General features: G+C 70.0%; 13 protein-coding genes. 12 read left to right on the plus strand and 1 reads right to left on the minus strand.

Translation table 11 applies throughout. From position 1 onward, the window contains the following. The 9 genes from ACI2JZ_RS07770 to ACI2JZ_RS07810 all read left to right on the plus strand — a co-directional run bounded on the left by ACI2JZ_RS07770 (position 1) and on the right by ACI2JZ_RS07810 (position 9,317). A complete protein-coding gene (locus ACI2JZ_RS07770; protein WP_404597109.1) occupies positions 1-1,692 on the plus strand; it encodes a glycoside hydrolase family 13 protein in 1,692 nt (563 codons plus the stop codon). 165 nt (positions 1,693-1,857) lie between these two features. Beyond that, a complete protein-coding gene (locus tag ACI2JZ_RS07775) occupies positions 1,858-2,889 on the plus strand; it encodes a metal ABC transporter solute-binding protein, Zn/Mn family (protein ID WP_336641506.1) in 1,032 nt (343 codons plus the stop codon). Beyond that, positions 2,886-3,710: a metal ABC transporter ATP-binding protein gene (locus ACI2JZ_RS07780; protein WP_404597110.1), complete on the plus strand. Its 825-nt coding sequence runs from the start codon at positions 2,886-2,888 to the stop codon at positions 3,708-3,710. The genes ACI2JZ_RS07775 and ACI2JZ_RS07780 overlap by 4 nt, the downstream gene beginning before the upstream one ends. Beyond that, positions 3,707-4,567: a metal ABC transporter permease gene (locus tag ACI2JZ_RS07785; protein WP_247633555.1), complete on the plus strand. Its 861-nt coding sequence runs from the start codon at positions 3,707-3,709 to the stop codon at positions 4,565-4,567. Before ACI2JZ_RS07780 ends, ACI2JZ_RS07785 begins: the two co-directional genes overlap by 4 nt. 50 nt (positions 4,568-4,617) lie before the next feature. Continuing rightward, positions 4,618-5,034 carry a Fur family transcriptional regulator gene (locus tag ACI2JZ_RS07790; RefSeq protein ID WP_247624213.1) on the plus strand — a complete coding sequence of 139 codons (417 nt, stop codon included), beginning with the start codon at positions 4,618-4,620 and terminating at the stop codon, positions 5,032-5,034. Then, positions 5,031-6,065, plus strand: a complete 1,035-nt coding sequence (locus ACI2JZ_RS07795) for a permease (RefSeq protein ID WP_372491572.1) — start codon at positions 5,031-5,033, stop codon at positions 6,063-6,065. Before ACI2JZ_RS07790 ends, ACI2JZ_RS07795 begins: the two co-directional genes overlap by 4 nt. Continuing rightward, positions 6,058-6,885: a TIGR03943 family putative permease subunit gene (locus tag ACI2JZ_RS07800; protein ID WP_404597111.1), complete on the plus strand. Its 828-nt coding sequence runs from the start codon at positions 6,058-6,060 to the stop codon at positions 6,883-6,885. Before ACI2JZ_RS07795 ends, ACI2JZ_RS07800 begins: the two co-directional genes overlap by 8 nt. A gap of 397 nt (positions 6,886-7,282) precedes the next feature. Continuing rightward, on the plus strand, positions 7,283-8,617 hold the full coding sequence (locus ACI2JZ_RS07805; protein WP_404597112.1) for a hypothetical protein: 1,335 nt from the start codon (positions 7,283-7,285) through the stop codon (positions 8,615-8,617). 1 nt (position 8,618) lies between these two features. Then, complete coding sequence (locus tag ACI2JZ_RS07810; protein ID WP_404597113.1) at positions 8,619-9,317, plus strand: DNA-3-methyladenine glycosylase; 699 nt, start codon at positions 8,619-8,621, stop codon at positions 9,315-9,317. A gap of 79 nt (positions 9,318-9,396) precedes the next feature. Here ACI2JZ_RS07810 and ACI2JZ_RS07815 read toward each other — a convergent pair whose 3' ends face one another. Then, positions 9,397-10,410 (minus strand): LacI family DNA-binding transcriptional regulator, encoded by a 1,014-nt coding sequence (locus ACI2JZ_RS07815; RefSeq protein WP_247624217.1) that lies wholly within the window; start codon positions 10,408-10,410, stop codon positions 9,397-9,399. A 142-nt stretch (positions 10,411-10,552) separates the two neighbouring features. Here ACI2JZ_RS07815 and ACI2JZ_RS07820 point away from each other — a divergent pair, with 142 nt between their 5' ends. Genes ACI2JZ_RS07820 through ACI2JZ_RS07830 form a run of 3 tightly spaced genes read left to right on the plus strand, consistent with a single transcriptional unit; the run spans position 10,553 to position 14,378 of the window. Continuing rightward, a complete protein-coding gene (locus ACI2JZ_RS07820) occupies positions 10,553-12,571 on the plus strand; it encodes a beta-galactosidase (RefSeq protein ID WP_404597114.1) in 2,019 nt (672 codons plus the stop codon). Continuing rightward, the gene (locus ACI2JZ_RS07825; protein WP_404597115.1) at positions 12,568-13,494 is read left to right on the plus strand and encodes a carbohydrate ABC transporter permease; all 927 of its coding nucleotides are present in this window, start codon (positions 12,568-12,570) and stop codon (positions 13,492-13,494) included. The genes ACI2JZ_RS07820 and ACI2JZ_RS07825 overlap by 4 nt, the downstream gene beginning before the upstream one ends. Further along, a complete protein-coding gene (locus ACI2JZ_RS07830) occupies positions 13,491-14,378 on the plus strand; it encodes a carbohydrate ABC transporter permease (protein ID WP_247624220.1) in 888 nt (295 codons plus the stop codon). The genes ACI2JZ_RS07825 and ACI2JZ_RS07830 overlap by 4 nt, the downstream gene beginning before the upstream one ends. The last annotated feature ends 26 nt before the right edge of the window (positions 14,379-14,404 follow it).

A 14,404-nucleotide genomic window follows, 5' to 3' on the forward strand; every position in this document is an offset into this window, starting at 1 on the left:
ATGACCGATTCGCTTCTCACCGAGACCCGCGAAGACGACAAGACGGCAGCGTGGTGGCGGCAGGCCGCCGTCTACCAGATCTACCCCCGCAGCTTCGCCGACGCCAACGGCGACGGGCTCGGCGACATCCCCGGCATCCTGTCGCGCGTCGACTACCTGTCGGCGCTCGGCATCGATGCGGTCTGGCTGAGCCCGTTCTACCCGTCCGAGCTCGCCGACGGCGGCTACGACGTCGCCGACTACCGCGACGTCGACCCGCGACTGGGCACCCTCGCCGACTTCGACGCGATGGTCGAGGCGCTGCACGCCCGCGGCATCCACGTCATCGTCGACATCGTGCCGAACCACTCGTCGGATCAGCACGCGTGGTTCCAGGAGGCGCTCGCCGCGGGCCGAGGTTCGGCCGCGCGCGAGCGGTACATCTTCCGCGAGGGCACGGGGCCCGACGGCGCCGAGCCGCCCACCGACTGGGTCTCGGTGTTCGGCGGGTCGGCGTGGGAGCGGGTCGAGGACGGCCAGTGGTACTTCCACAACTTCGCCACCGAGCAGCCCGACTTCAACTGGGATCACCCGGAGGTGCGTGCGGACTTCCTGAAGACCCTGCGCTTCTGGTCGGACCGCGGGGTCGACGGCTTCCGCATCGACGTCGCGCACATGCTCACCAAGGACCTCAGCGAGCCGCTGCCCTCGCGCGCCGAGCTCGACGCGATGGACCGATCCTCGGGCTCGCACCCGCTGATCGACCGCGACGACGTGCACGAGATCTACGCGGAGTGGCGGCAGGTCTTCAACTCGTACGACCCGCCGCGCACCGCGGTCGCCGAGGCATGGGTCGATACACCCGAACGCCGCGCCCGTTACGCCTCCGCCGAGGGGCTCGGGCAGGCGTTCAACTTCGACCTGCTCGAGGCCGATTTCGACGCCGCGCAGTTCCGCGAGATCGTCGACGAGAACCTCGCGCAGGCCCGGCAGAGCGGGTCGTCGACGACGTGGGTGCTCTCGAATCACGACGTCACCCGCCACGCCACCCGTTACGGCCTCGCGCCGCTGCAGGGTCGTGCGGTGAAGCAGGGCACGGAGTGGGTCGCGGCCGGCGGCCCGCCCGAGCTGCTCGATCGCGAGCGCGGTCTGCGTTGCGCGACGGCCGCGTCACTGCTGCTCTTCGGCCTGCCCGGCAGCGCCTACCTGTATCAGGGCGAGGAACTCGGGTTGCACGAGGTCGCCGAGATCTCGCCCGAGCAGCGACAGGACCCGGCGTTCTTCCGCGGGGCGGAGTTCGACGGACTGGGTCGGGACGGATGCCGCGTGCCGCTGCCGTGGAGCGCCGACGGCGTCTCGTTCGGGTTCGGGGCGGCCGCCGCGCACCTGCCCCAGCCGGAGTGGTTCGCCGATCACGCGGTGGATGCCGAGGCATCCGATCCGGCGTCGACGCTGTCGCTGTACCGTGAGGCGCTGCGCCTGCGGCATCCGCTGCAGACGGGTGAGACGCTGGAGTGGGTCGAGACCGGTCGCGCCGACGTGCTGCGCTTCGCGCGTCCGAACGGATGGCAGATCGTCACGAACTTCGGCACCGAACCGTTCGATCTGGGAGCGGATGCCGCAGACGTCGTGCTCACGAGCATCCCGCTCGAGGGCTCGTCGCTTCCCGGCGAGGCCACGGTCTGGATCGCCCCGGCGGCACTGCTCGCCTGACACCCGTCCGGCCGCGTCGAGACCCATCACCGCCGTCGAGACCCATCACCCCGCACGTCGCGGGTGGTGGGTCTCGACGCGAGTGATGGGTCTCGACGGCGGGGAGGAAGCACGTCTGCGGACGCCGATTTGATAATGGTTCTCATTAGCGTTTAGAGTGAGAGCATGAAGAAGCCCGTGATCGTTCTCGCCCTCGCATCCGTCGCCGCCCTGACGCTGGCCGGATGCTCCACCGCCGCTGCGGGAGAGGGCGCGAGCGACGACGGCACCATCACGGTCGTCGCGAGCACCAACGTCTACGGCGACATCGCCTCGACGATCGGCGGCGACCGTATCGACGTCGAGTCGATCATCACCTCCGCTTCGCAGGACCCGCACTCCTACGAGGCCACCGCCCGCGACCGCCTCACGGTGCAGAAGGCCGACCTCGTGATCGAGAACGGGGGCGGATACGACGCGTTCATCGACACGCTCCTGCAGGACGCGAACGACCCCCACGTCGTCACGGCCGTCGAGTACTCGCACGACTACCCCGGCAACGAGGCTCACGACGACCATGCCGACGAGGACCATGCCGCCGACGACGCAGCGACCGAGGCGCCCGCCGAGGAGGAGCACGACCACGAGCACGCCGAGGGCGAAGAGGGCCACGAGGGTCACGACCACATCGAGGGCTTCAACGAGCACGTGTGGTTCGACCCGCACACGATGATCCACGTCGTCGAGGCGATCTCCGACGAGCTCTCCGAGCTCGACCCCGACGGCGCCGACGAGTTCGCCGCGAACGCGGCGGAGCTCACGGCGGAGCTCGAGGGCTTCGAAGCCGACCTCGCGTCCATCAAGGCGGATGCCTCGAACGTCGACGTCTTCATCACCGAGCCGCTGCCCGGCTACCTCGCCGCGGCCGCCGGATTCACCGATGTCACCCCCGAGGGCTTCGCCGAGTCGGTCGAGGAGGGCACCGATGTCGCCCCCGCCGTTCTGCTGCAGGCGCTCGACGTGATCGAGAGCGGCGAGGTCACCGCCCTCCTCACCAACGCGCAGACCGGTGGTTCCGAGACGCAGCGCGTCGAGGACGCCGCGAAGGCCGCGGGCATCCCCGTGATCGCCTTCACGGAGCTGCTCGAGGACGGATCGTCGTACTCTGAGTGGATGAGTGACGCGATCCAGAGCCTCGCCGCCGCGACCCAGTCGTGAGTCGGCGCCCCGTCCTCGAGATCGCGGATGCTTCGCTCCACCGTGGAGACCGCGAACTCTGGTCGGGACTCGATCTGACGGTCCAGCCCGGCGAGTTCATCGCCGTGCTGGGCCCTTCGGGTTCGGGCAAGACCACCCTTCTGCGCAGCATCCTCGGTCTGCAGCCGCTGTCGTCGGGAACCATCCGCGTCGCGGGTGAGCCCGTGCACCGTGGGAACTCGCGCATCGGCTACATCCCGCAGCAGCGCTCGCTCGCCCCCGACACGAGCATGCGGGCCCGCGACCTCGTCGCCCTGGGTGTGCACGGCAGTCGCTTCGGGTTCCCGGTGCCGCACCGCGGCGACCGTGCGAAGGTCGACCGCCTGCTCGAGTCGGTCGGGGCCGCGCACTTCGCGGATCGCCGCGTCGGACTCCTCTCCGGCGGTGAGCAGCAGCGGCTGCGGGTCGGTCAGGCACTCGCCGACGAGCCGGCACTGCTGCTGTGCGACGAGCCGCTCTCGAACCTCGACCTCGCCAATCAGGTCGCCGTGACCGACATCATCGACCGGCAGCGCCGCGAGCGCGAGGCGGCCGTGATGTTCGTCACCCACGACATCAACCCCATCCTCGGCAAGGTCGACCGCATCCTCTACATCGCCGGCGGGCGCTTCCTGCTCGGCACCCCCGACGAGGTGCTGCAGACGCGCGTGCTCACCGACCTCTACGGCACCCCGGTGTTCGTGCTCCGCGCCGGCGACCGGCTGGTGGTCGTGGGCGTTCCGGATGCCGAGCCCCACCACGATCACGGCGACCACGAGCACGCGCGCGGAGGAGCAGCATGAGGCCCCTGGTCGACTGGAGCGACGTCTTCTCGTTCCAGGACTACGGCGAGCTCGTGGCCCTGCTCTCGAACTCGATCATCGCGGGGGCCGTGCTCGGCATCGTCGGCGGACTCATCGGCGTCTTCGTGATGCAGCGCGACCTCGCCTTCGCCGTGCACGGGGTGAGCGAGCTGTCGTTCGCGGGCGCCGCGGCCGCGCTGCTGTTCGGTGGCAGCGTCGTGTTCGGGTCGCTCGGCGGAGCCCTCGTCGCGGCGATACTGATCGGCGTCCTCGGCGCGAAGGCCCGGGACCGCAACTCGATCGTGGGTGTCCTCATGCCGTTCGGCCTCGGCCTCGGCATCCTGTTCCTCTCGCTCTACGACGGCCGCAGCGCCAACCGGTTCAGCCTGCTCACCGGGCAGATCGTCTCGGTGTCGAGCCCCGACCTCGGCTGGCTCATGGGCATCAGCCTGGTGGTGCTGCTCGGGCTGCTCATCATGTGGAACCCGCTGCGCTTCGACTCGCTCGACCCCGAGTCGGCGGCCGCCCGCGGTGTGCCCACCCGTGCCGTGAGCCTGCTGTTCATGGTGCTGCTCGGCCTCATCGTCGCCGTCAGCGTGCACATCATCGGTGCGCTGCTCGTGATGGCGCTGCTCGTCACCCCCGCCGCCGCCGCGATGCGCGTGACCGCCGGGCCGGTGGCCGTGCCACTGCTCGCCGCCCTGTTCGGCTTCGTCTCGGCGGTGGGCGGCATCCTGCTCGCCCTGGCCGGCACCCTGCCCGTCAGCCCGTACATCACCACCCTGTCGTTCACGATCTACGTCGTGTGCTGGGTGGTGCAGAAGGCCCGGGCCCGCGTGCGGCGGGTGCGGGTCTGACGTGAGCGACTCCCAGCCCTCGCCGATCCCCGACGCCTAGAATCGTCGGTATGGCTCAGCGGAACACCTGGCAGCGCGAACGCGTGCGCGAAGCACTCGCCGACGCGCGCGGTTTCGTGAGCGCGCAGAACCTGCACGCCTCGCTGCGCGACGACAACACGGGCATCGGCCTGGCCACCGTGTACCGCGCGCTCGCGGGTCTCGCCGCCTCCGGCGACGCCGACTCGCTGCAGAGCCCCGAGGGCGAGGCGCTCTACCGCGCCTGCACCACGCAGGGCCATCATCACCACCTGATCTGCCGCAACTGCGGACTCACGGTCGAGATCGAGGCCAAGGACGTCGAGCAGTGGGCGCACCGCACGGCCGCACTGCACGGATTCACGGATGCCGCGCACGTCGTCGACATCTTCGGACTGTGCGCCCCCTGCACCAACAAACGCGACGCCGAGAGGGCCGCGACCGCGTGACTCTGCTCGCCCCGCAGCGCCACGCGCACGCCCACGGCTCGACGCGGTCGCCGCGCTCGGCGTGGATCGGCCTGATCCTGGGCGCCGTCATCATCGCGGCGCTGTTCCTGGTCGACGCGTTCCTGCCTCAGCTGTTCCCGGCCTCGCTGCCCACCCGCGCGCAGGACGGACTGACCCTCGCGCTCAGCGTGCTGATCGAAGCCCTGCCGTTCGTGATCCTCGGCGTGCTGCTGTCGATCGTCGTGCAGGTGTGGCTGCCGGCCGACGTCATCCACCGCTGGCTGCCGAAGCGCGCGTGGGCCCGCCGAGCGGTGCTGTCGCTGCTGGGCATGCTGATCCCGGTCTGCGAGTGCGGCAACGTGCCCTTCGCCCGCGGACTCATGATGCGCGGGCTCGCGCCGGCCGAGGCGATGACCTTCCTCATCGCGGCGCCGATCGTCAACCCGATCGTGATCCTCACCACGCACGCGGCGTTCGGGTGGGACGGCGGCATCCTCGTCGCCCGTCTCGTCGGCGGCTACCTGATCGCGAACCTCATCGGCTGGATCTACAGCCGCCACCCCTCGCCCGACGCGATGCTCACGCAGCGCTTCATCGACACGTGCGACCGCGTCACCCACGAGCACGGCACCCCGGTCAAGCGCAGCCTGACGCAGTTCCTCATCGAGCTGCGCGCGGTGATGCCCGCACTCGTGATCGGCTCGGCCCTCGCCGGAGCCGTGCAGGTGCTCATCCCGCGCGACATGCTGCTCGCAATCGGCGCGAACCCGGTGCTGTCGATCGTCGCCATGATGGCGCTCGCGATGACGGTCGCGATCTGCTCGAACGTCGACGCGTTCTTCGCGCTGTCGTTCGCCTCGACGTTCTCGTCGGGAGCCCTCGTCGCCTTCCTGCTCGTCGGACCGCTCGTCGACGTGAAGATGCTCGCACTCATGCGCACGACCTTCACGGCGCGCACGCTGCTCGGCATCGTCGGCGTCGTGGTCGCCTCGGCCTTCGCGATCGGGATCGGGGTGAACGTCCTTGTCTGAGAACACGACCTCTGAGAACACGACCGCTGAGCACACGCACGCCCCCTCGCGCTCTCGTCTGCGCGCCCTCGGCACGCGGTGGCTGGGCATCGGGCTCGCGACCTTCGTGTCGATCGTCACGCTCGGCCTCGGCTTCACGGGCCGCCTCACCCTCTACATCAGCCCCGAGTCGGTGTGGTTCGCGTGCGCCGCGGCGGTCGTGACCCTGCTGGGTGCGATCTGGTCGTGCACCCTTCCGCTGGGCGAAGAGGCCGATCACGGTCACGATCACGGCACCGCGCACGACGACTCGGATGCCGCTCCCACCCCGCGCCGCGCCCTCGCCGCCGCCGGAGCGGTGACCGGTGGCATCCTCGCGACGGGCGTCGTCGCGGCGGCCCTCGTGTTGCCGCCGGCGTCGCTCTCGGTCGAACTCGCGATGTCGCGCGTCGGCGAGCAGACGGCGCTCTTCGCCGGCTCCGACGACGTCACGCTCGGCATCGCCGACACCTCCACCTTCGGGGTGGGGGACTGGGCCAGCGTCTTCGCGACGGCGACGAACACGGCGGCCTACGACGGGGCATCCGTCTCGCTGGTCGGGTTCGTCACCCCCGACGCGGTGAAGGACGGCGAGGTCAACCTCACCCGCATGGTCATCACGCACTGCGTGATCGACGCGCAGCCGGCGACGCTGCCGGTCGACGTCGACGCGAGCGCCTACGACACCGGACAGTGGGTCGAGGTCACGGGAACGGTGAAGACGGATGCCGACGGCAAGCTGAGCATCGTCCCCACCGAGGTCGTCGCGATCGACGAGCCGGGAGACCCGTATGAGTACTGACGACGAGCGGCCCGAAGGCTCCGCCGTCCCGCGCACGCGCGCCGAGATGCGCGCCGCCCGCGAGGCCGCCGCGGCGGCGGAGGCGGCCGAGGAGGAGTCTCGGGGCGGGGCCCTTCGACAAGCTCAGGACCCCGGTTTCGAGGCGCCTGCGGAGGTCCCTGAACCTCCGGTTCCTGAGCGAGCGGAGCGAGACGAAGGGCCCGCGCGCCGAGCATCTTTCGAGCCGAGTCCCTCGTCGGAGGGAGACCCTTCGTCTCCTCGCTCCGCTCCGGTTCCTGAGCGAGCGCAGCGTCCTTCGTCTCGTCGCTCCGCTCCTCGCTCAGGAACCGACGGAGGGCGTTCAGCATCCGAGGCCACCCCGAAGCGCTCGCGCCGGTTCGGGATCGCGCTCGCCGCGGTGCTCGGCATCCTGGTGCTGGTGGGCGCCGGCCTCGGCGTCGTGAGCCTCACGCAGGGTCCGCGTATCACCGAGGTCCAGGTCGACCCGGCGCATGCGATCGACGCCTCGGGCAGTCGGCTCATCCTCACGGCCAACCAGTCGCTCGCGGCGATCGACCCCGCGCAGGTGACGGTCGAACCGTCGGTGCCGTTCACGGTGGATGCCGCGGGCCGGGGCATCGGCATCCGCTTCACCGTGCCGCTCGACGACGAGACGGAGTACACCGTCACGGTCGCCGACGCGACCGGCGCATCGGGCGGGCCGAAGAACGACCTGACGACGACGTTCACCACGCCGCCCTCGAGCATCTTCCTGCTCAACCGCAGCGACAAGGAAGACAAGATCTTCCAGACCGACCTCACCGGCGAGAACGGCGTGCCGGTGTTCGCCGCCGACAAGATCAACGACTTCCGCGCGACCTCGTCGCAGTTGGTCGTGACGGTCGAGGAGGACGACGGCTCGCACATCCTCGTGATGGACCACGACGGCGGCAACCAGCGCGAGCTGCCGCTGCCCGGCGAGGGCTACGTCGGATCGATCCAGGTGTCGGAGCGCGGCGGACTCGTCGGCTACAGCTACTCCGACCGCGAGCTCAGCGACACCGAGGGCCGCGCGAGCGTGCTCGTGACCCAGTCGCTGAACGACAAGGACTCCGAGCCGCAGGTCATCGAGGTCGGCGACACCGAGGCCAGCATCTTCGCGTGGCAGTTCGTGCCCGACAGCGCCGCAGTGCTGTTCATCGACTTCGACGGCGCGCTGTCGCTCGTCGACCGCTCGAGCGATGCCGGCGTGCAGTCGCTCGGTCTGGCCGCGAACATCCAGGGCATCAGCCGCGGCACCTACACCGCGATCGTCGAGCGCCTCGACGGCACGGTCGTCGAACTCAATCTGGCCGACGGATCGGAGCAGCCGCTCGCCGCCTCGAACCCCGACTACGGCATCGCCTCGACCATCACCCCGTTCCCCGGCGGCACGCTGCGGCACGTCGTGCAACGCAACGACCTCGGCATCCCGACCGGCCAGGCGGTCGTGAAGGTCGACGACGACGGCACGGCGAGCCCGCTGATCGAGGTTCCCTCGACGGATTCGATCCTGCAGGCCTGCGCCTCGCCCAGTGGCCAGTACGCCGCGGTGGTGATCGCCCCGAACATGACCGACAACCCCTACGACGAGATGCTGCTCCCGCTGCCGAAGAAGATGGAGACGCACCTCATCGACCTGCGCACGGGCGACGAGATGGTGGCTCTCACCGGCTTCGACGCCTCGTGGTGCCAGACGGCCCCGCGCTTCTGACATGGTCGGCGCTCTGCACCGGGCGACCCGCGACGAGCTGAGCGGTCTGCCGGTCGACGTCGCCCCGCGACTGCTGGGCGCCGAGCTGCGCACGGTCGTCGCGGTGCCCGGTGAGCCGGCCGTCGAGGTGCGGATGCGCCTCACCGAGGTCGAGGCCTACCACGGGCAGGGCACGGGGGAGTTCGCCGATCCCGGCTCCCACGCCCGCATGGGGCGCACCGCCCGCAACGCCACGATGTGGGGCGAGCCCGGGCATCTTTACGTGTACCTGAGCCACGGCATCCACTCGTGCGTCAACGTCGTGTGCGGACCGGAGGGCGTCGCCGGTGGTGTGCTGCTGCGCGCCGGGGAGATCGTCGGGGGAGCGGATGCCGCCGCGCACCGCCGCGGTATCGACACGGCGCTGACGCCGCGGGTGCTGCGGGATCTCGCGCGCGGGCCCGGGCGGTTCGGGCAGGCGGTGGGGCTGAAGCATCCGCTCCACGACGGTATCGACGCGGTCACGGGCGCGGAGTGGCACGGAGCGCGCGCCGAGCTGTGGCTGAGCGACGAGCCGGTCGAGGTGGCGTCGGGCCCGCGGGTGGGCGTCGCCGGGATCGCCGGGACGGATGCCTTCCCCTGGCGCTTCTGGATCGCCGGCGACCCGACGGTCTCGCCGTTCCGCTGGGGCCGCGGCGCCGAGGAGGCGTCGCGTTCGTAGACCCTTCGTCGGTTCCTGAGCGCCCTTCGTCTCGTTGTGCTCGCTCAGGAACCGGAGCGAAGCGACGAGACGAAGGGCGTCAGGCGGAGTCGCGCCAGACGACCGGGGTGTCGAGCATGATGCCGGTGCGGGCGGCGGGTTCGTCGTCGCGCAGCTGCGCGAGCACGGATGCCGCGGCCGCCGCACCGAGTCCCTCGGCGGGCTGGTCGACCGTCGAGAGCAGGGGAGTGGTGCGCATTGCCCAGGTGCTGTTGTCGAAGCCGACGATGCCGACGTCTTCGGGAACGCGGCGACCGGCCTCGCGCAGCGCCCAGATCGCGCCGGCGGCGACGGCATCCGATGCGGCGAACACGCCGTCGATGTCGGGTGCGCGCTCGAGCAGGCGGGTCATGGCCGCGGCACCGTCGGCGTAGGAGTACAGCGGCACGGGTTCGACGAGTGCGGGGTCGAAGTCGGCGCCGAGCGCCTCGGTGAACCCGGCGAGGCGATCGGCACCCGAGTCGCGGTCCAGCGCTGCGGCGATCATGCCGATGCGGCGGCGTCCGGTCGCGTGCAGCCGAGACGTGATCGCGCGGGCGGCTCCGTGGTTGTCGACGCCGACCCAGGCCGCATCGACGTCGGGCGGGTGCCCGACGTAGGCGACGGGCAGGTCGAGGCGCATGACGGCCTTCGTGATGGGGTCTTGCGCGCGGGCGGAGACGATCACCGCGCCGTCGACGAAGCCGCCGTTCAGGTACCGGGCGACGCGTTCGGTGTCGCGGTCGGAGTCGACCACCAGGCACACCATCTGGTAGTCGGCCTCGGAGAGCGTCTCGTTGGTGCCGAGCATGATCGCCCCGATGTTGGGGTCTTCGAGGAACAGCGCGTGCGGCTCGTGCACGATGAACGCGATGGCCTGCGTGCGCTGACGCACGAGGTTGCGCGCGGCGGTGTTGGGCACGTAGCCGACCTCGCGGATGGCCTCTTCGATCGCGGTGCGGGAGGAGTCCGAGACGTAGCCGCCGTTGAGCACGCGGCTGACGGTTCCGCGCGAGACGCCGGCCACGCGCGCGACGTCGTGCACGGTGCTGCGGCGGCGCGTCGAGGAGCTCATGATGCTCAGCCTAGCGAGTGGACTTGACGTCGAGCGGGCGGACATGTGACGATGTGTGCACGTTCACAGAAAATCGTCCCGTTCTTTTCGTGAATCGAACTGTGCACGTGCACACATCTCTTCCGCAAAGGAGCGAAACCGAATGCCCGCCGCCGCGCCCACCCTCATCTCCTCTCTGTCCGAGGGGGAGGGTCTCGTCTTCGGATGCGACTACAACCCGGAGCAGTGGGACCGCAGCGTCTGGCCCGAAGACATCCGCCTCATGCGCGAAGCGGGCGTCGGACTCGTGGCGATCAACATCTTCGGATGGTCGACGATCAACCCGGGCGAGGGCCGCTGGGACTTCTCCGGCCTCGACGAGATCATCGCGCAGCTGCACGCCGCCGGCATCCGCGTCGATCTCGGCACCGGCACGGCCTCCCCGCCCCCGTGGCTCACGACCAAGCACCCCGAGATCCTGCCCGAGGGCATCGACGGCACCGTCTTCCACCAGGGTGGCCGTCAGGCCTACTGCCCGAGCAGCCCCGTCTTCCGCGCCTACGCGGCCGAGGTCACGCGCCGCGTCGTCGAGCGGTACGGCTCGCACCCCGCCGTCACCCTCTGGCACGTCTCGAACGAGCTCGGATGCCACAACGCCCTCTGCTACTGCGAGACCAGCACCGGCGCCTTCCGCACCTGGCTGCGCGACCGCTACGCCGATGACATCGCCGCGCTGAACACCGCCTGGGGCACCAGCTTCTGGAGCCAGCGCTACGGCTCGTTCGACGAGGTGCAGGTTCCCGCGCAGGTGCTCTCGCTGCGCAACCCGGGCCAGGTGCTCGACTTCCAGCGCTTCAGCTCCGACGAGCAGCTCGCGCTCTACCGCGCCGAGGCCGAGATCATCCGCGCGCACAGCGACATCCCCGTGACGACGAACTTCATGGTCACCGCGCACATCCGCGCCCTCGACTACTGGTCGTGGACCGCCGACATGGACCTCGTCGCCAACGACCACTATCTCGACCGTCGCCTCGAGAACCCGCGCCAGGAGCTCTCGTTCGCCGCCGACCTCACCCGCGGCCTCGCCGAAGGCGACCCCTGGCTGCTCATGGAGACCTCGACCAGCGCCGTCAACTGGCAGCCCGTCAACCTCGCCAAGGCCCCGGGCGAGCTCACCCGCAACGTCGCCTCGCATGTCGCCCGCGGCGCCGACGGCATCTGCTTCTTCCAGTGGCGCGCGTCGACCCAGGGCGCCGAGAAGTACCACTCGGCGCTGCTGCCGCACGCCGGCACCGACAGCGACCTGTGGCGCGGAACCGTCGAACTGGGCCGCATGCTCGAGAGCCTCGGCGAGGTCGCCGGCACCCGCGTCGTCGCCGACGCCGCGGTGCTGTTCTCGTGGGAGAACTGGTGGGCCGTCGAGAACGAGGGGCGCCCGAGCGAAGAGGTGCGCTACCTCGACCAGGTGCACGCCGCGCACACCGCCCTGGCGGATGCCGGGATCGTCGCCGACGTCGTGCGCCCCGGCACCGACCTCGACGACTACCGCCTGATCGTCGTGCCGGCCCTGCACCTCGTGCGCGACGAGGAGGCGGCCGTCATCGCCCGCGCCGTCGAGCGCGGAGCGACCGTGCTCGTCACCTTCTACAGCGGCATCGTCGACGCCGAGGATCGCGTGCGCACCGGCGGCTACCCCGGCGCGTTCCGCGAGCTGCTCGGCATCCGCTCCGAGGAGTTCGCGCCGCTCGTGCCGGGGCAGAGCGTCGCGCTGAGCGACGGCTCGACGGCATCCGTATGGAGCGAGCGGCTGCGCACGACGGATGCCGAGGCCATCGCCTCCTTCGTCGACGGGCCCTCCGCCGGTCACCCCGTGATCACGCGCCGGGCGCAGGGCGCGGGCGAGGCCTGGTACCTCGCGACCCAGCCGTCGCCCGAGGCGTACCGCGCGCTCGTCGCGCGGCTCGCCGACGCGGCGGGCATCGCCGCGGCACCCGGAGCCGGACCCGACGTCGACGTGGTGCGCCGCGTCGGAGCGGATGCCGCCTACCGCTTCATCATCAACCACGGCGCAGACCTCGTCGAGGTCGCAGCGACCGGCACCGAGCTCCTCACCGGCTCCGCCGCCACCGGCATCATCACCGTCCCCGCCGGGGCGGTCCGCATCATCAAGGAGGATGTATGACCACCACGCTCAGAGCGCCGGCGAAGACCGGCGCGGCGCCGGGTCGGCGTCGATCCCGCATCCCGCACAAGGGCGCGATCGCCTTCCTGTTCCTGCCGTTCGGCGTGCTGTTCGCGCTGTTCTACGTCGCCCCCATCGCCTACGCGTTCTGGCAGTCGCTGCTGGTCGTGCGCCGCGAGGGCACCTTCGGCAAGGCCGAGCTCGTCTTCGGCGGCTTCGCCCAGTACGTGCAGGTCTTCCAGGACTCGGCCTTCTGGAACTCGATGGGGCGGATGCTGCTCTTCGGCGTCGTGCAGGTGCCGATCATGCTCGGCCTCGCGCTGCTCTTCGCGCTGCTGCTCGACTCGCCGCTGGTCAAGGGCAAGCGCTTCTTCCGGCTCGCGTTCTTCGTGCCCTACGCGGTTCCCGGCGTGATCGCCGCGATCATGTGGGGTTCGCTGTTCTCGCCCAACCTGTCGCCCTTCACCGCGATCACCAAGAACATCGACTTCCTCGGCGCCGATCTGGTGCTCTGGTCGATCGCCAACGTCGTCACCTGGGTCTACGTCGGCTACAACATGCTCATCATCTACTCGTCGCTGCTGTCGATCCCGACCGAGCTGTACGAAGCGGCCCGCCTCGACGGCGCCGGGCAGTGGCGCATCGCCTGGTCGATCAAGATCCCGCTCGTGCGACCGGCGATCGTCATGACCGCGATCTTCTCGATCATCGGCACGCTGCAGCTGCTCGCCGAGCCGCAGGTCTTCCGCTCGTTCAGCTCGGCGGTCACCAGCACGTTCACTCCGAACATGACCGTGTTCGCGACGGCATCCATCCCGAACACGAACCTCGCGGCGGCCTTCTCGGTCGTGCTCGCGGTGACGACCTTCGTGCTCTCGTTCGGATTCATGAAGTACATGCAGCGCAAGGAGCAGAACGCATGACCACCGCGACGATCATCGGGGCGCGCCGCTCGACCGGACGCGCCGCACGCGAATCGGGCATCTCGCGCGGTGCCGCGATGCTCATCATGGCCGTGTTCACCGTGTACTTCCTGCTGCCGCTGTGGTGGCTGCTGGTCGCGGCGAGCAAGGACAACAGCGACATCCTCACGACGGCCCCGCTGTGGTTCGCCGACGTGAAGTTCTTCGACAACATCGTCGAGCTGTTCGCCTACCGCGACGGCGTCTACCTGAAGTGGATGCTGAACTCGGTGCTGTACGCCGCGCTCGGCGGCGCGATCGCGACGCTGCTCGCGGCGATGGCCGGGTACGCGCTCGCGAAGTACCGCTTCCCGGGGCGCAACGCGCTCTTCGACATCGTGCTCGGCGGTGTGCTCGTGCCCGCGACGGCGCTCGCCCTGCCGCTGTTCCTCATCTTCAGCCAGGCGAACCTCACGAACACCTTCTGGTCGGTCTTCCTGCCCTCGATCGTGAGCCCCTTCGGCGTGTACCTCGCACGCATCTTCGCGGCGTCGTCGGTGCCGGACGAACTGCTCGAGGCGAGCCGTCTCGACGGTGCGGGGGAGATCCGCACGTTCTTCACCGTCAGCATCCGCCTGATGACCCCGGCGCTGGTGACGATGTTCCTCTTCCAGTTCGTCGCGATTTGGAACAACTTCTTCCTGCCGATGATCATGCTGCGCAGCGAAGAGCTCTTCCCCGTCGTCTACGGCCTCTACAACTGGAACAACCAGTTGAACCAGCTCCCCGAACTGCGCGGCCTCGTGCTGATCGGCGCCCTGCTGTCGGTCATCCCCCTCATCGTCACGTTCCTCCTGCTCCAGCGCTTCTGGCGCAACGGTCTGGGCGCCGGCGCCCTGAAGTGAGCAGGTTGCCGGGCGGATGGCCCGTC

It is taken from the genome of Microbacterium sp. NPDC087868 (assembly GCF_044900755.1).
GTDB lineage: Bacteria > Actinomycetota > Actinomycetes > Actinomycetales > Microbacteriaceae > Microbacterium > Microbacterium galbinum.